Origin of the sequence: Nonomuraea sp. ATR24, from assembly GCF_041950485.1 — a bacterium.
Taxonomy (GTDB): domain Bacteria; phylum Actinomycetota; class Actinomycetes; order Streptosporangiales; family Streptosporangiaceae; genus Nonomuraea; species Nonomuraea ceibae.
The window spans coordinates 46,186-69,660 of sequence record NZ_JBGNUU010000031.1; the positions used below are offsets into that span (position 1 = coordinate 46,186).

At 73.6% G+C, this 23,475-nt stretch carries 21 protein-coding genes; 10 read left to right on the forward strand and 11 right to left on the reverse strand.

Annotated features, from left to right (window positions below):
* Position 1: 1 nt before the first annotated feature.
* Both ACBI99_RS42410 and ACBI99_RS42415 read right to left on the reverse strand, forming a co-directional pair.
* A complete protein-coding gene (locus ACBI99_RS42410; RefSeq protein ID WP_219509842.1) occupies positions 2-802 on the reverse strand; it encodes a DUF4037 domain-containing protein in 801 nt (266 codons plus the stop codon).
* Positions 803-844: 42 nt separating this feature from the next.
* The gene (locus ACBI99_RS42415) at positions 845-1,306 is read right to left on the reverse strand and encodes a MarR family winged helix-turn-helix transcriptional regulator (protein WP_219509841.1); all 462 of its coding nucleotides are present in this window, start codon (positions 1,304-1,306) and stop codon (positions 845-847) included.
* Between the two features lie 89 nt (positions 1,307-1,395).
* On the opposite strand from ACBI99_RS42415, the gene ACBI99_RS42420 reads away from it, so the two are divergent.
* On the forward strand, positions 1,396-2,238 hold the full coding sequence (locus tag ACBI99_RS42420) for an NAD(P)H-binding protein (RefSeq protein WP_375075036.1): 843 nt from the start codon (positions 1,396-1,398) through the stop codon (positions 2,236-2,238).
* A 14-nt stretch (positions 2,239-2,252) separates the two neighbouring features.
* Positions 2,253-3,635 (forward strand): MFS transporter, encoded by a 1,383-nt coding sequence (locus ACBI99_RS42425; protein WP_375075037.1) that lies wholly within the window; start codon positions 2,253-2,255, stop codon positions 3,633-3,635.
* Here the strand turns inward: ACBI99_RS42425 and ACBI99_RS42430 are convergent.
* Positions 3,632-3,925 (reverse strand): hypothetical protein, encoded by a 294-nt coding sequence (locus ACBI99_RS42430; RefSeq protein ID WP_375075038.1) that lies wholly within the window; start codon positions 3,923-3,925, stop codon positions 3,632-3,634. The two genes, ACBI99_RS42425 and ACBI99_RS42430, sit on opposite strands and share 4 nt — an antisense overlap.
* Before the next feature lie 144 nt (positions 3,926-4,069).
* Here ACBI99_RS42430 and gdhA point away from each other — a divergent pair, with 144 nt between their 5' ends.
* Entirely contained in the window at positions 4,070-5,413 is a 1,344-nt protein-coding gene (gene gdhA, locus ACBI99_RS42435; protein ID WP_219509837.1) for an NADP-specific glutamate dehydrogenase, read from the forward strand.
* Here gdhA and ACBI99_RS42440 read toward each other — a convergent pair.
* Positions 5,410-5,901 (reverse strand): cupin domain-containing protein, encoded by a 492-nt coding sequence (locus ACBI99_RS42440; RefSeq protein ID WP_219509836.1) that lies wholly within the window; start codon positions 5,899-5,901, stop codon positions 5,410-5,412. The two genes, gdhA and ACBI99_RS42440, sit on opposite strands and share 4 nt — an antisense overlap.
* Before the next feature lie 75 nt (positions 5,902-5,976).
* Complete coding sequence (locus ACBI99_RS42445; protein WP_375075039.1) at positions 5,977-7,833, reverse strand: CHAP domain-containing protein; 1,857 nt, start codon at positions 7,831-7,833, stop codon at positions 5,977-5,979.
* 303 nt (positions 7,834-8,136) lie between these two features.
* Here ACBI99_RS42445 and ACBI99_RS42450 point away from each other — a divergent pair, with 303 nt between their 5' ends.
* Positions 8,137-8,784, forward strand: coding sequence for a PaaI family thioesterase (locus ACBI99_RS42450; protein WP_357585407.1), 648 nt, complete (start codon positions 8,137-8,139; stop codon positions 8,782-8,784).
* Here ACBI99_RS42450 and ACBI99_RS42455 read toward each other — a convergent pair.
* From ACBI99_RS42455 to ACBI99_RS42465, 3 genes are all read right to left on the reverse strand, one after another.
* Positions 8,769-9,092, reverse strand: coding sequence for a VOC family protein (locus ACBI99_RS42455; protein WP_357585405.1), 324 nt, complete (start codon positions 9,090-9,092; stop codon positions 8,769-8,771). The genes ACBI99_RS42450 and ACBI99_RS42455 overlap by 16 nt on opposite strands.
* A gap of 78 nt (positions 9,093-9,170) precedes the next feature.
* Positions 9,171-10,883, reverse strand: a complete 1,713-nt coding sequence (locus ACBI99_RS42460; protein ID WP_375075040.1) for a protein kinase — start codon at positions 10,881-10,883, stop codon at positions 9,171-9,173.
* Positions 10,884-10,941: 58 nt separating this feature from the next.
* Positions 10,942-12,126: a serine hydrolase domain-containing protein gene (locus ACBI99_RS42465; protein ID WP_375075041.1), complete on the reverse strand. Its 1,185-nt coding sequence runs from the start codon at positions 12,124-12,126 to the stop codon at positions 10,942-10,944.
* A 122-nt stretch (positions 12,127-12,248) separates the two neighbouring features.
* Here ACBI99_RS42465 and ACBI99_RS42470 point away from each other — a divergent pair, with 122 nt between their 5' ends.
* From ACBI99_RS42470 to ACBI99_RS42485, 4 genes are read left to right on the forward strand one after another with little or no spacing between them, the layout of a single operon-like run.
* Complete coding sequence (locus tag ACBI99_RS42470; RefSeq protein ID WP_375075042.1) at positions 12,249-13,184, forward strand: hypothetical protein; 936 nt, start codon at positions 12,249-12,251, stop codon at positions 13,182-13,184.
* A complete protein-coding gene (locus ACBI99_RS42475; RefSeq protein WP_219510144.1) occupies positions 13,181-14,275 on the forward strand; it encodes an FAD-binding oxidoreductase in 1,095 nt (364 codons plus the stop codon). The genes ACBI99_RS42470 and ACBI99_RS42475 overlap by 4 nt, the downstream gene beginning before the upstream one ends.
* A gap of 2 nt (positions 14,276-14,277) precedes the next feature.
* Positions 14,278-15,522: a cytochrome P450 gene (locus ACBI99_RS42480; protein WP_219510145.1), complete on the forward strand. Its 1,245-nt coding sequence runs from the start codon at positions 14,278-14,280 to the stop codon at positions 15,520-15,522.
* Complete coding sequence (locus tag ACBI99_RS42485; RefSeq protein ID WP_375075043.1) at positions 15,519-17,060, forward strand: class I adenylate-forming enzyme family protein; 1,542 nt, start codon at positions 15,519-15,521, stop codon at positions 17,058-17,060. The genes ACBI99_RS42480 and ACBI99_RS42485 overlap by 4 nt, the downstream gene beginning before the upstream one ends.
* A 16-nt stretch (positions 17,061-17,076) precedes the next feature.
* Here ACBI99_RS42485 and ACBI99_RS42490 read toward each other — a convergent pair whose 3' ends face one another.
* Positions 17,077-18,171 carry a M20 family metallopeptidase gene (locus ACBI99_RS42490; protein ID WP_219510195.1) on the reverse strand — a complete coding sequence of 365 codons (1,095 nt, stop codon included), beginning with the start codon at positions 18,169-18,171 and terminating at the stop codon, positions 17,077-17,079.
* A 51-nt stretch (positions 18,172-18,222) separates the two neighbouring features.
* Positions 18,223-19,731 (reverse strand): AbgT family transporter, encoded by a 1,509-nt coding sequence (locus ACBI99_RS42495; RefSeq protein ID WP_219510147.1) that lies wholly within the window; start codon positions 19,729-19,731, stop codon positions 18,223-18,225.
* 126 nt (positions 19,732-19,857) lie between these two features.
* On the opposite strand from ACBI99_RS42495, the gene ACBI99_RS42500 reads away from it, so the two are divergent.
* Positions 19,858-20,826, forward strand: a complete 969-nt coding sequence (locus ACBI99_RS42500; protein ID WP_219510149.1) for an Lrp/AsnC family transcriptional regulator — start codon at positions 19,858-19,860, stop codon at positions 20,824-20,826.
* 10 nt (positions 20,827-20,836) lie between these two features.
* The gene (locus tag ACBI99_RS42505; RefSeq protein ID WP_375075044.1) at positions 20,837-22,063 is read left to right on the forward strand and encodes an alpha/beta fold hydrolase; all 1,227 of its coding nucleotides are present in this window, start codon (positions 20,837-20,839) and stop codon (positions 22,061-22,063) included.
* On the opposite strand, the gene ACBI99_RS42510 is transcribed toward ACBI99_RS42505, so the two are convergent.
* Positions 22,035-23,474: an ATP-binding protein gene (locus ACBI99_RS42510; RefSeq protein WP_375075045.1), complete on the reverse strand. Its 1,440-nt coding sequence runs from the start codon at positions 23,472-23,474 to the stop codon at positions 22,035-22,037. The genes ACBI99_RS42505 and ACBI99_RS42510 overlap by 29 nt on opposite strands.
* Between the last annotated feature and the right edge of the window lies 1 nt (position 23,475).

Consider the following 23,475-nt stretch of genomic DNA (forward strand, 5'->3'; position numbering starts at 1 on the left):
CTCACTCCAGGGCGGCGCGGGTCTCGGCCACCAGGGCCCGCGCCTCCTCCACCGCCGCAGCCAGCGGCTCCGCGTCCTGGCCGAGCGCGCCCAGGATCGCCCGCACCCGCCCGGCGAACCCCTCGGGCGCGGCCGGGAGCGTCCCGGCGACCGCCAGCGCGCCCTTCTCGTTGAGGCACCAGCGCCGGTCGGCCGCGTACAGCGCCTGGGCCAGCACGCCGAACGCCCGCGACAGGCACAGCGCCACGTGCAGCCCGTCGGCGCGGGCCGCGCTCTTGGCCGCGATCCCGGTCAGGAACTCCGCCTCCCACGCGCTCGCCGTCAGCGCCAGCCGCAGCGGCTCCGGATAGACGGCGACCTCCGCGCGCAGCCGCGCCAGCTCGCCCGACGGGTCCGCGAGCACCTGGCCCAGCGCCACCTCGCCCGGATAGCACGGCGACCAGAAGCCCAGCGGATGCCCGGCCTGGATCGCCACCTCGTAGCGGCCCTCCCGGCAGTCGGCCCACACCCGCTCCACCCGGTCCAGGTCACGCAGGATCCAGTCCACCGCGACGTCGCCGACGGTCAGCCAGGCGCCGCCGTTCACCCACGGGCCCCAGCCGCCCGGCCCGGCCACCTCGACCCCCGGCCCGGCCAGCGCCCGCAGCGCGCCGAGATCCAGCTCGCCCCGGTAGTAGACGCCCAGGTCCCAGTCGGAGCCCGGCCCGTGCTCGCCGCGCGCCCGGCTCCCGCCGAGCATCACGCCCCGCACCCCGGGCACCTCGGCCAGCCTGGCCGCCATCTCTTCGACGTACGCGCGCATCGTCGGAAGTGTGCCAGCCCGATGCCGTCGCGGCCAGCGGTTTTACCGGGGGTCCGGGGCCCTGCGGGCGCTGAGGGTGGCCAGGGAGTCGACGTACTTGAGCATGAGGCGGGCGAAGTCGAGCCGGTCGCGCTCGGACCAGTCGGCGGTGATGAACTCGTAGGCGGCCCGCTGGTGGCGGCGGAAGCGGGCCATGAGCTCCCGGCCCTCCGGGCTGAGGTGCAGGACGGTGCGGCGGCCGTCCTGCTGGGAGGCGGCGCGGACCAGGTAGCCGGCCTTGATGTTGTCGCTGACCATCCGGCTGGCCACCGAGGGGTCGACGCCGAGCAGGTCGGCCACCCCGCCGACGGTGACCTCCTCGCCGGGGTGCTCCAGGACGACGTTGAGCACGAGCGTCCGGCTGAGGTCCTTGGCGGAGATCGGGTTCTCGACCTCCAGCAGCGAGGTGCGCCTCAGCTTGGAGAACGCGGGACCCACGGCGTCGAGCAGCTCATCGTCCGTCATTTGTAAATCGTACCTCCGAGGGCACATGTTGACAGGATTTTATATGCATGCTGTCATGCATGTGTCTTCAGTCAACGAATGGAGTGGCCATGACCATCCTCGTCACCGGCGCCCGCGGCCAGGTCGCCCAGGCGCTCGTCGCCCGCCTCCACGCCGCCGGGCTGCCCGTCCGCGCCGCCAGCGCCCGCCCCGCCGAGCTCACCGTCCCCGCCGGGATCGAGACCGCCGAGGTCGTCCTCGACCGGCCGGAGACGTTCGGCCCGGCCCTGCACGGCGTCGAGCAGGTCTTCCTCTATCCCGACCCCGACGGCATCGACGCCTTCACCAAGGCCGCCCAGTCCGCCGGCGTCGGCCACGTCGTCCTGCTGTCGTCCTCGTCGGTGCTGGGCCCCGACGCCGAGACCGACCCCATGGCGAGCCACAGCCTCCTGGTCGAGCGGGCCCTGACCGCCTCCGGCCTGCCGAGCACGTTCCTGCGGCCGGACGCCTTCGCCGGCAACGCCCTCGGCTGGGCGTACGACATCAGCCAGGGCCGGCCGGTCCAGCTCGCCTACCCCGACGCCGAACTCGCGCCCATCCACTCCGCCGACATCGCCGACGTCGCCTGCGAGGCGCTGACCGGCACCCGGCTCCGGGGCCGCGCGATCACGCTCACCGGCCCCGAAGGGCTCACCTTCAGGCAGCAGCTCGCCATCCTGTCCGAGGTCGCCGGGCACGAGATCCCCGTCGTCCGGATCACCCACGAGGAGGCCGAGCGCCAGCTCGTCCGCTACATGCCGGCGGCGTCCGCCGGATCGCTCCTCGCCTGGTGGGCCACCGCCTCCCGGCAGCCCGCCGCCATCGCCGACACCACCCAGACCCTCCTCGGCACCCCCGCCCGCACCTTCCGCCAGTGGGCCGCCGAGAACGCCGCGGCCTTCACCCGGCGCTGAACGAGAGAACCCCCTTGTCCACAGCCGTGACCACCGGCCGGAGACGCTGGGCCGTCCTGGCCGTCGTCCTGTTCGCCGCCATCCTCGACCTCCTCGACGCGACGATCACCAACCTCGCCGCGCCCACCATCGCCGCCGACCTGTCCGGCGGCGAGCCCCTCATCCAATGGCTCGGCAGCGCCTACGCGCTGTCCATGGGAGTCCTGCTCGTGGTCGGCGGCCGCCTGGGCGACAAGTACGGCCGCCGCCGCCTGTTCCTCGTCGGCGTCACCGGCTTCACCCTCGCCTCCGTCGCCTGCGGCCTGGCCTGGGACCCGGTCTCGATCGTCGTCTTCCGGCTGCTCCAGGGGGCGCTCGGGGCGCTGCTGATCCCGCAGGGGTTCGGCATCCTCGGCGCCGTGTTCCCCCGCGAGGAACTCGGCAAGGCGTTCGGCGTCTTCGCCCCCGCCCTCGGCCTGGCGTCCATCGGCGGGCCGATCCTGGCCGGCGTCCTCATCGACGCCGACCTGCTCGGCCTCGGCTGGCGCGCCATGTTCCTGATCAACATCGTGCTGGGCGGCCTGGCGGTCGTCCTCGCCGTCCGGCTGCTGCCCCGCGACGAGGGCGAGCGCGCCGTCAAGGTCGACGGCCCCGGCTCCGGCCTGCTCGCCGCCGCCATGCTCGGCCTGCTGTACGGGCTCATCGACGGCGCGGGCCACGGCTGGACGCCCCGGGCCGCCGCCTGCCTGGCGGCGGGAGCGGTGTTCTTCGTCCTGTTCGCACGGCGTCAGCGCACCGCGCCGAGCCCGCTCATCGAACCCTCACTGCTGCGCAACCGCGGCTTCGTCTCCGGGCTGACCCTCGGCCTGGTGTTCAACGCCGCGGTCTCCGGCCTGCTGTTCCTGCTCGCGCTCTTCCTCCAGGACGCGCTGCACCGCACGCCCACCCAGGCGTCCGCCAGCCTGGCGCCGCTCGCCGCCGGCATCGTCGTCGCCTCCGTCGCCTCGCACCGGCTGCTGGACCGCCTCGGCCGCCGGCTCATCCTGACCGGGCTGCTCATCACGCTCACCGGCGCGCTCTGGCTGCTCGCGCTGGGCACCAGACCGGCCGTCTGGGCGCTCGTCCCGCCCGTCCTCGTCATCGGGCTCGGCCTGGGCTCCTGCTTCGGCAGCGTCTACCAGGTCACGCTCGGCGGCGTCGACGCCAGGGAGTCGGGCAGCGCCAGCGGCGCCCTGTCGGCCAGCCAGCAACTGGCCAACAGCGTCGGCGCCGCCGCCGTCACCACCGTCTACCTCCACACCGCCGGCGGCGTCACCGCCGGGCTGACGGTGGTCGCCGCGGCCCTCGTGGCCTGCTGCGGGCTCGTCCGGCTGCTGCCAGGCCGCCGGCCCGTCGAGGGCGCCCACGCCGGGGGCTAACTGACGCGGGTGCAGTCCTGCATCAGGACCTCGCCCGGCAGCGCCGCCCGGCCGCCGCCGGTGCACCGGATGCGGATCGCGTACTGCCGGGTCTGGCCGGTCACCTCGCCGGCGAACTCACCCGAGGTGACCGCCCCAGGAGTGGCCTCGCAGGAGCCGTACAGCACGGTCGTCGCCGGGTCGCCGCGCAGGTTGTCGCAGGTGTAGGCGGGCACGTCGGTCGCCTGCGCGGGGGAGGCGGTGCCGAGCGCCGCGCCCGCGAGGGCGGCCAGGGCGAAGTCGCGGATCATCGTGTCTCCTCGTGGGGGTTCGCGTTCGCCACACAGAGTAAGAGTCCGTCACGCAGCGTGCGACCTGTTTCGGGGTCCCGGCGACTTCTCACAAATGCGCACCTCTTAAGGTGAGGGGCGAATGCAAATGAGTGGGGAGAATCCGTGTTGCACGAGAAACTGTCGTCGATCTATGACAACGTCCTGCGCCGCAATCCTGGGGAGATCGAGTTCCACCAGGCGGTGCGCGAGGTGCTGGAAAGCATCGGCCCAGTGCTCGGCAAGCACCCTGAATACGCCGAATCGAAGATCATAGAGCGTATTTGCGAGCCCGAGCGGCAGATCATCTTCCGCGTGCCGTGGGAGGACGACCGCGGCGAGGTGCACATCAACCGCGGCTTCCGGGTCGAGTTCAACAGCGCCCTCGGCCCGTACAAAGGCGGCCTGCGCTTTCACCCGTCCGTCTACCTGGGAATCGTGAAGTTCCTCGGCTTCGAGCAGATCTTCAAGAACAGCCTCACCGGGCTGCCCATCGGCGGCGGCAAGGGCGGCTCCGACTTCGACCCCAAGGGCCGCTCGGAGCGCGAGATCATGCGCTTCTGCCAGAGCTTCATGACCGAGCTCTACCGCCACATCGGCGAGTACACCGACGTCCCCGCCGGTGACATCGGCGTCGGCGGGCGCGAGGTCGGCTTCCTGTTCGGCCAGTACAAGCGCATCACCAACCGGTACGAGTCCGGCGTCATCACCGGCAAGGGCCTCGCCTACGGCGGCGCCCAGGTACGCACCGAGGCCACCGGCTACGGGTGCGCCTTCTTCGTCGACGAGATGCTCAAGGCGCGCGGCACGTCGTTCGACGGCAAGCGGGTCGTCGTCTCCGGCTCCGGCAACGTCGCCGTCTACACCATCGAGAAGGTCCAGCAGCTCGGCGGCACGGTCGTGGCCTGCTCCGACTCCTCCGGCTACGTCCTCGACGACAAGGGCATCGACCTGGAGCTGCTCAAGCAGATCAAGCAGGTCGAGCGGGCCCGGCTCGACGTCTACGCCGAGCGCCGCGGCGAGCACGTCTCGTTCGTGCCCGGCCGCAGCGTGTGGGAGGTGCCCTGCCAGGTCGCCATGCCGTCGGCCACGCAGAACGAGATCACCGGCCGCGACGCCGCCCACCTCGTCGAAGGCGGCCTGCTGGCCGTCGGCGAGGGCGCCAACATGCCCACCACGCCAGAAGGCATCAAGATCTTCCTTGACGCGGGCGTGGCCTTCGGCCCCGGCAAGGCCGCCAACGCCGGCGGCGTCGCCACCAGCGCCCTGGAGATGCAGCAGAACGCCAGCCGCGACTCCTGGACGTTCGAGTTCTCCGAGCACCGGCTCCAGGAGATCATGCGCGACATCCACGGCCGCTGCCTGCAGACCGCCGACGAGTACGGCATGCCCGGCAACTACGTCGCCGGCTCCAACATCGACGGCTTCCGCCGCGTGGCGGACGCGATGCTCGCCCTGGGTCTCATCTAGACCATGTACTGGTCGTGGCGCAGGTAGAGGTCGGCCAGCTCCTCGGCGCTGGGCTGCCGGCCGCTCGCCATCAGCGCCACGCTCTCCTCGAAGTACGCCTCCCGCGGCGCGCCCGGCGTGAACAGGATCAGCATCGACGCCGGCTCGCCGGACTCGTTGCGGAAGGCGTGGACGCCGCCCTCGGGCACGAACAGGAAGTCGCCCGGCTTCCCGTCGATCCAGGTCGTGCCGTCGTAGAGCCGGATCGTGCCGGACAGCACGTAGAAGGACTCGGTGATGGTCCGGTGGAAGTGCGGCGCGGGGCCTGACGGCCGGGGCCCCATCTCCCACCGGTAGAGCCCGAACGCGCCGTTCGTGCTCGCGCCCGTGCCCAGGTAGTGGGCGGCGCCTCCGCCGCCCATCTGCAGGTCGGGCGGCGCGTCGGCGGGGCGCAGCACGGCGTTCCGCTCGCCGCTCTCGCCGAAATAGCGGGGTTCGGGGTAGGACATGAGACTCCTTCGCGGCTCGTGGTCCTCCCGAGCATAGGGCGGGCCCGTCGCCCGCCCTCCGGCCCGGGGGTCCGGTCAGGCGCGGTGACGGCCCCGGCGCTGGTGGGCCGTGCGGCGGGCGCCGCCGCCCCGGGAGGGGGCGGTGTCCTCCGACGACTGCCGCTGCGGCGGGCCCGTCAGCGCCATCTGCTGGTGCGCCGCCGTACGCGCCTGCTGGGCGGCCGTACGGTGGCGACGGCCACGCAGCGGCGCGTCCTGCGCGAACGGCTCCAGGTACTGCGGCGACACGCCCCCGTTGCGGTGCCGGCGCCCGCGCGGGGGAGCGTCGGCGGCGAACCCCGGCTCCTCGATCGGGTGCTCGTAGCGCCGCCGCCGCCCGGCGTAACCGTGCTGGCGGACAGGCGGCCGGGCGAACGCGTCGAACGCGTCGAACGTATCGGCGCTGCCCCCCGGCACGAGCGCGGCCCCGTCCGAGAACACCGGCCGCGCGAACTCCCCGGTCGTCGCCGGCACGCGGCCGAACTCCCCGGTCGTCGCCGGGATGGGGGCGAACTCGCCGGTGGTTTCCGGGAGGCGGGTGAAGGCGTTGAAGGGGGTCGTCGCCGGGGGGATGACGATGGGGGCGACCGAGGCGGTGACCGGGATGACGATGGGCTCGAACGGCCCTGTGGTCGCCGGTGCGGCGGTGGCGACGACGAGGGGCTCACGCGGGGTGGTGACCGGCGTGGCGGTGTCCTGGAGGGAGCGGAGCGCGCTGACGGGCTCGGCGGCGTCCAGGAGCTTGGGCGGCGCGGCCAGCTCGACGGCGTCGCGCCTGGCGGACAGGGAGACGCGCTTGCGCGGCTTGCGGCGGCGGTGGGCCGGAGCGGCGGGAGGCGCGGCGACAGCGGCGATGGCACGGCCGGCCGGGCGCAGGCGCAGGCTCCTGGTCTTGGCGATGGCCAGCACCGCGAGCGCCGCGACGAGGGCGGAGGTGACCAGCGTGGTGGAGTCGGCGGGCGCGGCCGGGGTGGCGATGGAGGCGTCCACGATGGCGGGCATCGGCCCGGTGGTGGCCGCGCTGGTGTCGGCGGTCGAGTGCTTGGCGTGCTTGCCGGGCTTGGGCGCGGCGGAGGCGGCCTTGCCGTCGGTGGACGGCGCTCCCACCTGGGACTGCGGCGCGGTGGCGGCCTTGGCGTCCTTGGCCGGCTTGGCGGCCGTGGCGGGGGCGTCGGGCCGCGTGCGGGACTCGGTCTTGGGCTGGGCCCGCCCTGACTCGGTCCGCCCGGAGTCGGGCGAGGCGATCTCCAGGTTCTGCAGCGAGCCGGTGCGGGCGCCGGGCGTGGGGGCGGCGAGGGGGATGCGCAGGTCGCTCTCGGCGCGCGGGATCAGCGTCGTGAGCTGCTCGGACGGCTGGTAGGTGCCGGCCTCGGCGGATCGGGTGCCGGCCTCCTTGAGGACGCGCTGGGCCTCCTTCTCGTCCAGCCGTTCCTTGATCTTCCACGGGTAGCCGTAGCCGACGACCTTGCTGGTGTCGCGTTCCTTGCGTTTGGCGACGCCGCCGTCGATGTTGCCCTCGATGGTGAAGATCCGGCCGCCCTCGACGCGCGTGACGACCCCGACGTGGTCGATGCGGTCGATGTCGTTGGTGCCGCTCCAGTCGTAGAAGACGAACGCGCCGGGCTGCGGCTTGGTGCCCCAGGCGTCCTGCCGCTTGAACCACTTGGCGTGCGCCACGGTCCAGGCGAACTGCCCCATCCACTCCTCGTACCCGAGCTTGGTGGCCGCCCAGGAGAGGAACATGTCGCACCAGGGCGCGCCGGTGTAGTCGGCGTCGAACTCGACGTTGGAGCCGTACCAGTCGCCGAACTTGGTGTACGCGCCGGCCTTCTCCGAGTAGCCGAGCTGGCTCTCGAGAAGATCGATGAACTTCTTCATCTCTGGGGTCGTCATGGAAGTGCGGGGGAACCCTTCCGAGCCGGGCCGGTTTCGGCACGAGCGTCCCGGGGTACCAGGGGTAGTCCTGGGACGGTCGTGACGAACCGGAGACCTGTGTTCGTCCGTGATGCAGGAGGCTACCGGCACGTAACGGCAGGTCAAGCACGCGCAAAGACACTGCCATCCGTTGCCCATGGCCGATACCGCAGGTCAGCTATGTTACGGAAGTGTCACGACAAAGGTGATAAAACCTCAAAAGATCTACCGAACCGGGCGTGTCGTTCCCGTTTAGAACGGAATTCGGTAGCGTGGACCATCATGACGATCGAGGCCGCCACCGACGGAGCCAGAGCTGAGGCGCTGACCGAGCTGGCCGAGCGGACCAGACGCCTCATGGACGCCGTGGCCACCACCGGCGCGCCCCCGGACGAGCTGGCCGCCGTCGCCGCCGAGCTGGAGGCCCTGACCGGGCGGCTCGGCGGATCCGGCGGCCAGGCCCCGCACCCGTACGAGATCGCCCCCGACGGCAGCCTGCGCGCCCTCGGCAACGCCGTCGTGGGCGCGGCGAACCCGTTCGCCCTCCCGCTCGTCGTCGAGCGGACAGCGGCCGGGGTGCGGGCCGAGGTGACGTTCCGGCCGCTGCACGAGGGGCCGCCCGGCGGAGTCCACGGCGGCATCAGCGCGATGGTGCTCGACCACCTGCTCGGCCAGGCCAACGCCGCCGCCGGGTTCGCGGGCGTGACCGTCTCGCTCACCATGACCTACCGGGCGATGGTCCCGTACGGCGCCCCCGTCGTCGCCACGGCCGAGCACACGCGGTCGGAGGGCCGCAAGAACTGGGCCGGCGGCCGCATCAGCGCGCCCGACGGCACGGTGCTCGTGGAGGCGGCCGGGCTGTTCGTCACCCCCGCCGCCTGGGTGCGCGACGGGCTGCCGGTCCGGGGCGCCGCTCAGAGCGGCGAATAGAGCACGAAGACGTTGCCCGACGGGTCGCGCAGCACCGCCCGGGTCTCGTGCGGCCCCGCCTCCGGCTCCCGCACCACCTCGGCGCCGCGCGCCGCCAGTTCCGCCACCGCCGCCGCCGTGTCGTCCACCCGGTACGAGGGCGCGGCCGACGCGGTGACGTGCTCGGCCGGACCGGCCAGCGCGATCGTCACCCCGCCCGCGTCCAGCGCCGCGAACCTGTCGCCGTCCCGGAACCGCACCGGCAGCCCGTAGAACGCGATCGCCTGGTCCAGATCGGTGACGGGAATCAGCACGTTGCCGAGCCTCACACTGGCCTCCCCTGAGCTGGTCGTGCTCCCAGCATCCGGCGTCCGGGCGCGCCGCCGCATCCTGCTGTGTGCCCGGCCTCAGCCGGTGGCCGGGGCAGCCTCCGGCGTCGGGTGGGTGGTGGCGGGCGACGGGGACGGCGTGGCGGGGGTGCGGGTCGGGCACGGCGGGCCGTCCACGGGCACCTCGCGGATCTGGGGGCCGTTGGCGGCGGCCGGCTCCGTCATGGCGAGGATCGCCAGGTACGCCCGGTCGCCGCAGGGCACCGCCGCCGGGGTGCGGCCCACCTGGGCCGTGTACGCGGTGCGGCCCGTGAGGGTGCGCGTCTCCTGGCCCACCTCGCGGGCCTCGCCGCCGTTCTCCCGTCGCAGGTACGCGATCCGCAGGCGTACGGGGCCCGGGCCGTCGGCCAGGACGCGCACCGAGCCCGCCGAGCCGTCCCAGGCCAGGACGCCCGCCTCCCGCACCGACGGGGGCGCCGGCGGCCGGGTCGGGGGCGGGGTGGGCTCGGCTGACGGCCGCACCGTCGACGCCGTCGCCGTAGGGGCCCGGGGCGTCGGAGTTGGCGGCGGCGTGCGCTCGGGCGTCGGCGTGCGCGTGGCGCGGCGGTCGGCGGGGGGCGCGGTGCCGGGCGGCGGGGTGCCCGGTGGGTCGCGCCTGTCGGGGGTGGTGACCGGGTCCAGCGCGCTCGGGGTGTCGTCCGGGGGGAGCAGCACCGCGCCCGGCGGGACCCGGCCCTCGGTCATCAGCAGCGTGACCGCCACCGCCACCACCGTCGCGCCCGCCAGCCACAGATGCGTCGGCACCCCGGCCGCCCACGCCGTCCCGCGCCCCCTCCGCGCCGCACGGGAGGACCGGGGCGCGCCCCCGGTCGGGGAGGCGGCGGGCGAGCTGCGAGCCGTGGCCTCCGCGCGGGGCCGTGCGGCCGGGGCCGCGTCGGCCAGCGGGAACCGGAGGGCCAGCAGGGTGGCCAGCTCGCCCAGGTGGCGGCGTCCGCGTTTCTCCCATTCGGGCCCGTACGCGGTGAGGGCGTCACGTTCCAGCTCGGCGGCGAACCGGCGGGCCGAGGCGAACCGGGCGGCGGGGTCCTTGGCGAGGCCGAGGCGGAGCAGGTTGCGCAGGGAGTCCGGGGCGACCTCCAGCGGCACCGGCTCCACCAGGTGCCTGTCGCGCAGCGCCGGGACGCCGTCACCCCGGTAGGGCACGCGGCCCCGTACGGCCTCGAAGAGCACGCACGCCGTCGCGTACAGGTCGGCGGGCGGCCCGGCCTCGCCGCGCGTCCACAGCTCGGGCGACATGTACGGCGGGCTGCCGGGCGGGACGCCGGGCTCCTCGGCGTGCGCCACGACGCCGAAGTCGGTCAGCTTGACGGCCCCGTCGGCCTGGACGAGCACGTTGCCCGGCTGGACGTCGCGGTGCGCCAGCCCCCGCTCGTGGGCGGCGGCCAGACCGCCCAGCACGGCCTTGACCAGGGCGAGCGCGGCCTCGGGGCGCACCCGGCCGTGCTCGGCCAGGATCGCGCGCAGCGACACCCCGTCGACCAGCTCGGTCACGACCGCCGCCCGGCCGCCCGTCCGCACGTACTCGTACGTCCTGGCCACGCCGGGGTCGTCGAGCTCCACCAGGATCGCGGCGTCCTCGGCGAAGCGGGCCATGAAGGCGTCGTCGCGGCGCAGGGTGGCGTTCAGGTACTTGATGGCCACGTGCGCCCCGGTGGCCTGGTACGTGGAGAGGAAGACGCGGCCGGTCCGGCCCTCGCCCAGCTGGCGTACGTCGCGATAACCAGGGACCAAGTCGAACCCCCAAGGCAGCCCGTCCAGGATTCGACGTTCTCACCCGAGGTTCCGGTTGTCACGAAATATACGGCAGCGACGCGTACACCGCCTCCGTCAGGCGGTAGGCCCGCATGCTGCCCGACACCATGTCGGCCATCCGGTTCATCACGTAGCCCACGGCCAGCTCGTGCTCCGGATCGCCCAGCCCGAGGAACCCGCCCATCCCGCTGTGCCCGAACGCCGTGCGCGACGGCATCAGGAACGTCATCGACGGCCGCATGAACCCGAGCCCGAACGAGCTGTCGACCACCAGCACCCGGTCGGGCCCCGCGACCCGGGGCCGGATCGCGTCGGCCAGCGTCGCGGGCCGCAGCAGCTCGCCCGCCACCAGCGCCCGGTAGAAGCCGGCCAGCCCGGCGGCCGTGGTGACGACGCCCGCCGCCGGCCAGCCCGCGCGCAGGATGACGGGGTGGTTCGCGCCGCCGTCGAGGAGCCGCATCGCCGGGTTGCCGAGCGCCCGGTTCATCAGGCTCTCCGGGTCCCGCGCCGCCGCGGCCATCCGGTCGACCACGTCACCCCCACCAGGGGCCTCACGGGGCGCGGCGGGCTCCGAGGCGGGCTCCGGGGCGGGCGTCGCGGGGCGGCGGGCGGGGCCCGTGATCCGGGCGGCGCGGGCGATGACGTCGTCCGGCGCGCCCATCCACAGGTCCAGCCCGAGCGGCCCGGCGATCTCCGCCGCCACCAGCTCGCCGACGGACTTGCCCGTCACCCGCCGCACGACCTCGCCGACGAGGAACCCGTACGTGAGCGCGTGATAGCCGTGCGCCGACCCGGGCTCCCACAGGGGCTCCTGGCCCGCCAGCCGGGCGGCCATCGCCGGCTGGTCGCCGAACTCCGCCACGGGCACCGGCGTCTCGATCACCGGCAGCCCGGCCTGGTGGGTGAGCAGGTGCTCGACGGTGACCGCACGGGCGGCGAACTCGGGCCACACGTCGGCCACCGGCGCGGCCAGGTCCACCAGCCCGCGCTCGGCGAGCTGGAGCAGGACGGTCGCGGTGAGCGCCTTGGTGCAGGAGTACGCGAACGCGGGGGTGTCGCGCAGCCACGGCCGTCCGGTGTGCCGGTCGGCGATCCCGTCCCACAGGTCGACGACCAGCTCGCCGCGATGGTAGACGGCGAAGGCGGCGCCGAGCTCCTGTCCGTCGGTGAACTGCCGCTCGAACACTTCGCGCACGCGGGCGAACCGGGGATCGCAGTGCATCGTCCCTCCGGGGGCAAGGAAGCGCTTACTTGGCCAGCCGAGCGTAACAACGCAAAGGACAACCAGGCACCCCTCCTGATATGTCACGATATGCATGGGTACAAATACACACTGTGACTACTGTGAGACGCGTAGAAATCGGCTGGCCCAGCTTGGGCATGGCCGTCACGGCAGAACTGGACGAGCGCAACGCCGCTCTGGCACAGAGCCTGTGGGACGCGCTGCCGTACCGCAGCCTGCAGGGCCATGCCCTGGTGGCGGGCCATCACCTCTATCACGTAGCTCCGGTCCACCAGATGCTGCACCAAGCAGCCACGCACTCGGTGGACCGGCGGACCGTGCCCGACGGCACGATCTTCTCATCCCGGCTGCAACACCTCGGGATCAAGTACGGCGAACTCACCGAGCCGATGCCGGCCACGCCCATCGGCCGCATCACCGAAGGCGACCTCGACACGCTCGTCGAAGCCGGCCAGGCCGTCTGGGAGGCGGTCTACCGCACCAAGAAACCCGTCATCGCCGAGGTCAGAAGGGCCGGTGAGAGCTTCGGGCACAGCCTGCCCCGCCTGACCGTCTCCGACCCGGAGGTCGACGCCCTGATCGCCGACCTGCACGCCGAGACCGAGCGGATCTGGCTGGTCCCGCCGCAGGAACTGGTCGACCTGCACGAAGGCCGCATCACCTCGAACGCGGGCAGCTTCGAGACCGTCCTCACGACCCTGCTGTTCGTCAACGGCGAGACCCGGCCGCTCGGCTACGCCTGCTACGGCGGACTGGTGCGGGCCGCCCACGAGCAGATGCCGATGGAGTCGCTGCACCAGATGGCCAGGGTCCTGGCCAAGACCCCGGCCGAGTTCCTCGGCTACTGCGGCCTGCAGACGCTGTGGAGGTTCACCGAGAGGCTGTTCGACGTCCTGGACCGGCTCGACGACCGCGAGGACTTCATCGCGGTCATGTCGCACATGGCCCTGTACGTCAACTGCCTCGGCGGCTGGAACCTGCACCTGTTCCCCTGGCAGGTGGGCGACCACCTGCGGCGCGTGCGAGCGCTCGGGTGAACGCGCAGGCGCAGGTCGTCGTCATCGGCGGCGGGGTCATCGGCCTGTCGATCGCCTACCACCTGGCCGAGGCCGGGGTGCGCACCGTGCTGCTGGAGCGCGGCGAGCTCGGGTCCGGCGCGTCGAGGGCCACGGCCGACGTCGTCAGGTCGTACTTCGCGGGCAACCCGGTCAGCTCGGCGATGGCCGTCCGCAGCCTGGAGGCCTACCAGGCCTTCGGGTCGCGGCCGGCCGCCCAGGTGCCGCTGCGGCAGGTCGGCTACCTGGTGCTGCTCACCGAGCCGGAACAGGTGGCGGCGATCGAGGCCGAGCTGCCCGCGCAGCGGGCGGCCGGGGTGCGGGTCGAGCTCGTCGACGCGGGAGAGGCCCGCCGGCTCAACCCGCTCGTCGGCCCCGACCTGCCGCTGCTGGCCGCCGCCTGGTCGCCCCAGGCGTACGTGTCGGACACGGCGGCGATCGTGGCCGGATACGCCGAGGGCGCCAGGCGGGCCGGGGCGAAGCTGCGCACCGGCTGCCCGGTGCTCTCCGTCGACCCCGACCGGGGCCGGGTCGAGACCACCGACGGCACGATCACGGCCGAGGCCGTGGTGTGCGCCGCCGGCGCCTGGTCCGCGCCGCTCGCCCGCTCGGCGGGCGTCGACCTGCCGCTCACCGAGCCGGTCACCCAGGAGCTGCTGCTGACCGACCCGCTGACCGAGCTGTCGCCCATCCCGTCCGTCCCGGTCACCCTGCACGCCGCGAGCGGCCTGCTCATGCGGCTGCGCGGGGACCGGATCCTGATCGGCATGGGCTACCCGGACCGGGACAGGGAGGCCTGGCGCGCCCGCGTCGCGGAGCGGCTGGCCGGCACGTACCCGCGCCTGGCCGGGGTGGCGCTGCACCCGGCGATCAGCGGCGTGCGGGACGCCAGCCCGGACAAGACGGCGTTCATCGGGCACCGGCCGGGGCCGCCCGCGTTCCTGTACGCGGCCGGGTTCTCCGGGCACGGGCTGTGCAACGCGCCCGCCGCCGGGGAGCTCGTCCGCGATCTCTACCTGGGCAAGGACCCGTGGCTCGACGTCGCGGACCTGGCCGTGGAAAGGGCCGGATGACCATGACGACCGAACAGGAGAGCCGGGAGACCGGGCGGGCCTTCGTGCTCGACCCGGCCACCCCGGACGTGCACGCCGACAACGAGCGGCTGCGGGAGGCGGGGCCGCTGGTCCCGGTCGAGGTCGAGGGGGTGCGCGCGTGGGCGGCCACCCGCTACGCGACGCTGGCGGCCGTGCTGGCTCACCCCGACCTGTCCAGGGACGTCAGCCACTGGGCTCCGGAGGGCCGGGCCGAAGTCCGCAAGGCCACGGCCGTGGAGAAGATCACCTCGGACACGTCCATGCTGAACTCCGAGGGCGAGACCCACAAGCGCCTGCGCGGGCCGCTGATCAAGGCGTTCACCGCCCGCCGGGTGCAGGGGCTGCGGCCCAAAATCGAGCGGATGGCCGCCGCGCTCGTCGACGAGCTGGCCGCACTGCCGCCCGAACCCGTCGACCTGCGGCTGCACTACGCCTACCCGCTGCCGCGCGACGTCATCTCCGAGCTGATGGGCATCCCGCCCGGCATGCGCGACGAACTGCACGAGCTCACCGACGTGGCCGCCCGCGTCGGCGACGGCCCGGACGACGTCAGCGGCTCCCGCGACGCCCTGTACGTGCTGCTCGACAAGGTCATCGAGGTGCGGCGCGGCACGCCGGGCGAGGACGTGATCACCGACCTGATCAGCGTGCGCGAGCAGGACGGGGAGCGGCTGACGCGCTCGGAGCTGCTCGACACGATCGAGCTGCTGTTCATCGCCGGGCACGTGACGACCGTCAACCTCATCACCAACGCCATCCGGGCCATGCTCACCCAGCCTGGCCAGCTCGACCTCGTGCTCGGCGGCTCGCTGCCGTGGAGCGCGGTCGTGGAGGAGACGCTGCGCTGGGACTCGCCGGTCGCCCACTTCCCGATGCGCTACGCCGTACGGGACCTGGAGATCGACGGGGTCACGGTGCGGAAGGGGGAGGCGGTGCTGGCCTGCTTCGCCTCCGCCGGGCGCGACCCCGACCAGTACGGCGAGCGGGCCTGCCGGTTCGACGCGGCGGCGCCGCAGCCGGGGCACCTGTCGTTCGGGCACGGGCCGCACTTCTGCCTGGGGGCGCCGCTGGCCCGGATGGAGGGCGAGGTGGCGCTGGCCGCGCTGTTCTCGGCCTTTCCGGAGATGAAGCTCGCCGGGCCCGCCAGCGGCACCCGGCCGCTGGGCACGGTGCTGGGCAACAGCACCCGGTCGCTGCCGGTGCTGCTGGGCAGGCGGGCGGGATGAGCGGCACGACGGCCCGCCGGGTTCCGCCCGGCGGGCCGGACCCGTTGCGGGCCGGCCGCCGGGCCTCCGGGCGGTCCAGGCCCGCCCGGACGCCCGGGTTCGGGGAGGCGCTGGTGCGCGGGCTGACCGCGGCCGGGCCCCGGGACGCGCTGGTGTGCGGGCAGGAGCGGCTGAGCGGGGACCAGGTGCTGGCCATGACGGCCTCGGCCGCTGCCGCCCTGGAGGCACGCGGCGTGCGCGCCGGGCAGGCGATCGCCCTGCTGTACGGCGGCCGGCCGGAGTCGCTTGCCGCCCGGCTCGTGACGCTGGCGCTCGGCTGCCCGGCCATTCTGGTGCCCGCCGGGCTGCCGCCGGAGACCGCCGCCCGCGCGATGCGCGCGACGGGCGCCACGACCCTGCTGTACGAGGCCGGGCGGCAGGAGGACGCCGAGGCGCTGCTGCGGATCTGCCCGGTGCCCGTCCACGGCCCGCTCGACCGGCTGCTCGCCACCGCGGGCGCCGGGACGGCGACGATCCCGGCCGGCCGGGGCCTGGCGTCGGTGACGTTCACCAACGGCACGACGGGGGAGCGCAAGGCCGTCGCCTACAGCCACGCCGTCGAGGCCGCGCAGCTCGGCGCGGCCAGGGCGCTGATAGGGCCCGGAGCGTGGCGCTTCCTGGTGTGGCCGGGCTTCCACCTGCCTACGCTGACCGCGCTGTGGACGCTGGCGACCGGCGGCACGGCGGTCCTGGCGACCGGCGAGGACACCGGGCGCGAACGCGAGCTGATCGCCCGCGAGGGCGTCACCCACGTGCTGGCCGGGCCGCCGTTCGGCTTCTACGGCCTGGCCCGGCGGCTCGGCCACGTGCCCGGCGTGCGCCAGATCCTGTACGGGGGAGCCCCGGCGGTGCCGGCCCGCAGCCGGGAGGCCGTCGAGGCGCTGGGCCGCGTGGTGCGGCAGTCGTACGGGCTGACCGAGGGCGGGTTCGTCACCACCCTGTCGCCCGCCGACCACGCGCGGCCGGGGCTGCTCGCGTCGGTGGGCCGGGCCGTGGCGGGGGTGGAGCTGGAGATCCGCGACGAGCACGGCGCCCGCGTGCCGGACGGCGAGGTGGGCGAGGTGTGGACGCGCTCGCCGCAGGTCATGACCGGCTACCTGGACGATCCCGGGCTCACCGCGGCCACGCTGCGCGACGGCTGGGTCCGCACCGGCGACCTCGGCCGCCTCACCCCGCCGGCCGAAGGCCGCCACCTGTTCCTGGTGGACCGGGCCGGGAGCGGGCTGCCGCCCGGCGTGTACGCCTATCCGGTCGAACAGGTGCTCACCGGGCACCCCGGGGTGTCCGACGCCGCCGTGTTCGCGCTGCCGGACGGGGGCGTGGGGGCGGCCGTCGCCGGGCGGGCCGATGAGCCGGAGCTGCGCGAGCTGGTGCGCGGGGCGCTCGGTCCGGCCTGTGAGCCCCGGCGGCTGTGGCTGATGGACGACCTGCCCCGCACCGGCTCCGGCAAGCCCGACAAATCCGCCCTCCGTGCCCGGTACGGCGGCCGGCCCGGCTGACCCGGCGGGTTCCGCGCTAGGCGAGCGCGGAGATCAGCCCGATCGTCAGGGCGGTGCGCTCCGGGATGTGCTCGACCAGCACGTACTCGTGCCGGGCGTGCGCGCCGTCGCCGACCGCGCCCATGCCGTCGAGCACCGGCCGGCCCAGCCCGGAGACGAAGTTGCCGTCGCTGGCCCCGCCGACCGACGCCTCCTCCAGGGTCCAGCCCTGGGCGGCGGCCGTGGCCTGTGCCTCCTTGAACAGCCGCCGCGAGGGCGGGTTCGGCGTCATCGGCGGCCGGTTCCAGGAGCCGGCCACGGACACGCTCACCCGAGGGTCGCTCGGCCGCAGGCCCGCGAACAGTGCGTCGATCCGCTCCATCTCGGCGAAGTCGCTGACCCGCACGTCGACGCCGCAGGTGGCGAGCCCGGCGGCCACGTTGCGGCCGGTGCCGCCGCTGATCAGGCCGACGTTCACGGTGGTGCCCAGCTCCGGCCTGCCCCCGGCCGCGATGACCGTGACCAGCTCGGCGAGCGCGTGCACGGCGCTCGCGCCCGCCGTCGGGTCGAGCCCGGCGTGCGCCTCGACGCCCGTCACCGTCACGTCGAACAGGCCCACGCCCTTGCGCGCCGTCTTCACCGCCCCGCGCAGCGACGCCTCGAACACCAGGCTGGCCAGCACGTCGGCGCTGGCGGCCTCGATGTGCTGCCGCGAGGCCGGGCTGCCGATCTCCTCGTCACCGTTGAACAGGAACCTGACGCCCGGATGCGGCAGCCCGAGCTCGCGCAGCCCGCGCAGCGCCCAGATCGACTGCACCAGCCCGGTCTTCATGTCGAACACGCCGGGCCCGGTCGCCTTGCCGTCGACCACGCCGAACGGCCACCCGGCCAGGGTCCCGGCAGGCCACACCGTGTCGTAGTGGCTCATCATCAGCACCTCACCGGGCGCGGTGCCCCGGTAGGTCAGCTCCAGCACGTCGCCGTGCGCGCCGCCGTCGTGCACGACCTCGTCGTCCGGCGTGCCCAGCCGCTCGACGGCCAGCGCGCGCACCGCCCGCAGCCCGGCGGCCAGCGCCGCCTTGTCGTAGCTGGGCGTCTCCAGCTCGACCAGGTTCTTGATGTCGTCGAGCATGGCCGGCAGGGCCTGCCGGCTCCAGTCGGTGATGGACAAGGGAGATCCTTCCTAGGCGACGGGCGCGCCGGGGCCGAGCGGGATGCCGAGCCACCAGAACACCAGGAACAGCAGCGTCCAGACGACGAGCAGGGTGAACGCGAGCGGGATGGTCATCGAAGCCAGTGTGCCGATCCCGGCCGAGCGGCGGTAGCGCTGCAGGAAGCCGAGCGCCATCACGAAGTACGGGCTCATCGGGGTGATGGCGTTCGTGCACGAGTCGGCGATGCGGTAGAGCGCCTGGGTGTACTCCGGCGGGATGTCGAGCAGCATCAGCATCGGCACGAACACCGGCCCGACCAGCGCCCACTGCGCCGACCCGCTCGTCACCACCAGGTTGATCACGGTCACCACGATCAGGATGCCCAGGAACACCACCGGCCCCGACACCCCGGCCGACTTCAGCAGGTCGGCGCCGTTGATCGCGATGATCTCGCCGATGCCGGTCCACTTGAAGAAGGCCAGGAACTGCGAGATCGCGAAGAACAGCACCAGGATCGGCGCCATCTCGCGCAGCCCGTGCGCCATGAAGTCGGGGATGTCGCGGCTGCTGGTGATGCTTCCGGCGGCCTTGCCGTACGCCCAGCCGACGGCCAGGAACGCCAGCGCGAGGAAGATCGCGATGGAGCCGAGCAGCGGCGACTGGACGAGGCTGCCGCCCTCGCCGCGCAGCGGCGATCCGGCGGGCAGCACGGCCAGCACCAGCGCGACGACGAACACGACCAGCGCGATCAGCGCGGCCCGCAGGCCGCGGCGCTCCTCGGGGCGCAGGGTCAGCGAGCCGAGGTCGTCCTCCTCGGCGTCCTCGTCCACGGGCAGCGACTCGACCCGGCGGGCCAGCACCCGCTCGGTCACCACGGTGATCACGGCGGCGAGCACCACGGAGGAGGCGATCGAGAAGTAGTAGTTGGCCAGCGGCGTGACCACGTAGGCCGGGTCGATCGTCTGCGCGGCGGCGGTGGTCAGCCCGGACAGGATGGCGTCGACCGGCGTCACCAGGGGACTGGCGTCGTAACCGGCGGAGATGGACACGAACGCCACCACGATGCCGAGGATCGGGCTGCGGCCGACCGCGCGGAAGGCGAGCGCGCCGAGCGGGATCAGCACCACGTAGGCGGCGTCGGAGGCGACGTGCGACACCATGCCGGTGAAGGCCAGCGCGAACGTCACCCACCGGGGCGACACCTTGGCCACGCCCGAGCGCAGCACCGCGGCCAGCAGCCCGGACCGCTCCGCGACGGCCACGCCGAGCATCACCACGAGGATCGTGCCGAGCGGCGCGAACGACGTGTAGTTGTCGATGGCCCCGTCGATCATCGTCGTGACACCGTCGGCGGACAGCAGGTTCTTGGCCACCACCTGCTTGCCGCTGGCCGGGTTCACCGCGGACACGCCGGCCGCGGCCAGGCCCCAGCTCACCAGTGCCAGGACTCCCGCCAGGATGACGAACAGCCAGAACGGGTGCGGCAGTTTGTTGCCGAGGCGCTCGATCCCTCCCAGGACGCGCAGCAGGCCGTTCATCGGTCAGGCTCCTTTCCCGTTAATGGTCACCCATTACAGGGGCGATGACCGATTTTGGCAAGTAAAATGTTCTGGCTGGCTGAATCAGTCGTCCAAACATGCCTGACTGGAAGATACAGTCTTGACATGCTCGACGACGCCGACCTCGACCTGGTCGCGGCGCTGCAGATCGCCCCCCGCGCCTCGGCCGCCGCCCTCGCCGACGTGCTCGGCATGTCCGCCAGCACCGCCGGGCGGCGGCTCGCCCGGATGGAGGAGCAGCGCATCCTGCGGGTGATCGGCCAGGTCGACTGGGCCGCCCGCGCCGAGGGCAACCCGCGCCACGTCTGGGTCACCACCGAGCCCGGCGCCTCCAGCCGCGTCGCGCGCGCCCTGGCCGACCTGCCCGAGGCCCAGCTCGTCGCCGAGACGTCCGGCAAGTCCGACGTCTACTGCGCCGTCCACCCCGTCGACCGGGCGCAGGCCCGCGAACTGCTCACCGCCCGCATCCCCTCGGTCCCCGGCATCGTCGCCACCCACTCCGAGCTGGTGCTGCGCGCGCTCACCAAGGCCGACTCCTGGCGGCTGCACCGCCTCGACGACGCCCAGGTCCGCGCCCTGTCGGAGCCCGCCGAACAGGCCGAGGAGCCCGCCCGCGGCGCCGACGAGCCCGGCGTGCTGCGCCTGCTGCGCAACGACGGCCGCATCACCGCCGCGCAGGCCGCCCGCGCCCTCGGCCTCAGCCAGTCCACCGCCTACCGCATGATCCAGTCACTGCTGCGGCGCGGCGTCGTCCGCCCCCGCGTCGAGATCGAGCCCGCGCTCCTCGGCTACTCGCTGGAGGTCGTCATCGCGCTGACCGTCTCGCCCGGCGCCATCCAGCCGGTCGCCGACGAGCTCGCCCGCCACCCCTCCGCCCGCTACGTCTCCATCGTCGCCGGCACCACCTCCGTCATCCACCAGGGCGTCTTCCGCCACGAGGACGACCTCGGCGACTTCCTCACCCGCGACCTCGCCCACCTGCCCGGCATCACCGCGCTCCAGGTCTCCGTAGTGCTCAAGATGCTGCGCCGCTACTGGATCTACCGGGAGGACGGCCGGTTGGTCAGCCCGTAAGGTGCTGGGCGTGAAAGTCACGATGCCCGGCCTGACGGCCGCCGACCATGTGTTCACCGTGCCGCTCGACCACGCCGACCCCGGCGGCGCCACGATCCAGGTGTTCGCCCGCGAGATCCGCGACCCCGCCCACACCGGCGACCTGCCGTGGGCGCTGTTCCTCCAGGGCGGCCCCGGCGGCAAGTCCCCCCGGCTGACCGGCCAGGCGCACTGGCGGCACGTGCTCAAGACGCACCGGGTGCTCCTGCTCGACCAGCGCGGCACCGGCCTGAGCAGCCCCGCCGCCGCCACCGGCACCGACGAGGAGCTGGCCGCCCGGCTGCGCCACTACCGCGCCGACGCCATCGTGGCCGACTGCGAGCACATCAGGAAGGCCCTCGGCATCGAGCAGTGGGAGACCTGGGGGCAGAGCTACGGCGGCTTCGTCACCCTCACCTACCTGTCGCAGGCCCCCGAGGCGCTGCGCGCCTGCCACATCACCGGCGGCCTGCCCGGCCTCGACGCCACCGCCGACGACGTCTACACGCGCACGTACGAGCGCGTCCGCGCCAAGGTCGCCCGCCACCACCGCCGCTACCCCGGCGACGACGAGCGCGCCAGGCGCATCGCCGAGCACCTGGCCGGCAACGAGGTCCTGCTCCCCGACGGCGACCGGCTCACCGTCGAGCGCTTCCGCACCCTCGGCAAGAAGCTCGGCATGGGCGACGGCTCCGAACGCCTGCACTGGCAGCTCGCCGAGGCGTGGCACGGCGACCGCCTGTCCGACGAGTTCCTCTACGCGGTCATGATGGAGACCGGCTTCGTCGGCAGCCCCCTCTACGCCGTCCTGCACGAGTCCATCTACGCCCAGGGCGCCGCCACCCGCTGGTCGGCGGAGCGGCTGCGCCCCGCCGACTTCGACACGTTCGAGATGTTCACCGGCGAGATGATCTACCCGTGGATGTTCGACGACATCCGCGCGCTGCGGCCCTTCAAGGGCGCCGCCGAGATCCTCGCCGCCGTCGACGACTGGCCGCCGCTCTACGACCCGGCCGCGCTGTCCGCCAACGAGGTGCCCGTCGCCGCCGTGGTCTACCACGACGACATGTACGTCGACGCCGGCCTCTCGCTGGAGACCGCCGCCCGGGTCGGCAACGTGCGCGCCTGGGTCACCAACGAGTTCGAGCACGACGGCTTCCGCGTCGCCGCCGACCAGGTGGTGCCCCGGCTCATGCGGATGGTGACGGACCCCCTGTAGGCTCGCGCAGCGGCAGCCGCACCTCGAACCAGGTCGCGCCCGGCTCCGACCGGACCTTCAGGTCGCCGCCGTGCCGGCCCGCCACGATCCGGTAGGAGATGTCCAGCCCCAGCCCGGTGCCCTGGCCGACCGACTTCGTGGTGAAGAACGGCTCGAAGATCCGGTCCCGGATCGCCTCCGGCACGCCGGGGCCGGTGTCGCCGATCTCCACGATCGCCTCGTCCTCGTCGTGCGCGGTCCGGATCGTCAGCGTGCCCTCCTCTCCCATGGCGTCGAGCGCGTTGTGGATCAGGTTCGTCCACACCTGGTTCAGCTCGCCGCCGTAGCAGGGGATCGGCGGCAGCGTCCGGTCGTAGTCGGTCGTCACCGTGATGCCCGGCGGGATCTTGCCGCGGAAGATCGCGACCGTGCTGTCCAGCAGCTCGTGCACGTCCAGCACCTGGAACGGGGCGCGGTCCATCTGCGAGTATTGCTTGGCCGAGCCGATCAGCGAGGTGATCCGCTCGGTCGCCTCCGTCACCTCGCCCAGCATCTGCGAGATCTCCACCGCCTCCGCCAGCCAGCGCAGCGCGGCCGGGGCGTGCTCCTCGCCGACCTTCAGCCGCACCTTCTCCAGGTGCTCCCCGCCGAACCCGGCGTTGACCAGCGCCGGAGCCAGCTCCCAGGCGTCCTCCACGCCCAGCTCGTCCAGCGCCTCGCCGAGCTCGTCCTCGGCGTCGGAGATCTCCAGCGGCGTGCGCGCCGGCAGCTTGCCGACCGCCTCCATGCACGCCTCCTGCATCTCCACCAGCGCCCGCAGCCGCTCCGGCGGGATGCCGTTCTCGGCCAGCCTGGCCAGCTCCACCCGCGACGACCTGATCAGCGAGCGCAGCTCGCTCACCGCCCGCACCGCCGCGGCGGCCGGGTTGTTCAGCTCGTGGGTGAGCCCCGCCGTGATCGTGCCCAGCGCCGTCAGCCGCTGACGCCGGTCGATGATCTCCCGCTGCAACCGGCCGCCCGACTGCAGCCCGTCCAGCAGGTGCATCGCCATCGGGAACCACTCGGCCACGATGTAGGCGAACTTGCGCGCCGGCAGGATGAACACCCGCGACGGCGCCGTCGCGCGCAACGTGTGCTGGTAGGTCTGCGGCGCCCGGTCGCCCAGGTAGGCGGAGGTCGCGCCGCCGTAGACGCCCGGCTGCCCGGTGCGCGGCATGGCGACGGTCCCGGCGCTGACGGTCTCCGAGATCATCTGCACCTCGCCCTCCACCAGCACCGCGAAGCACTCCGCCGGCTCGCCCTGGCGGACGATCTCCGCGCCCTCCTCGAACTCCCGCATCCTGCCGCTGTCGGCCAGCTTGCCGAGCTGCTCGTCGGTCAGCCGCTCGAACAGGAAGAGCTTGCGCAGCTCGTCGATGTCCACAGTGCTCATC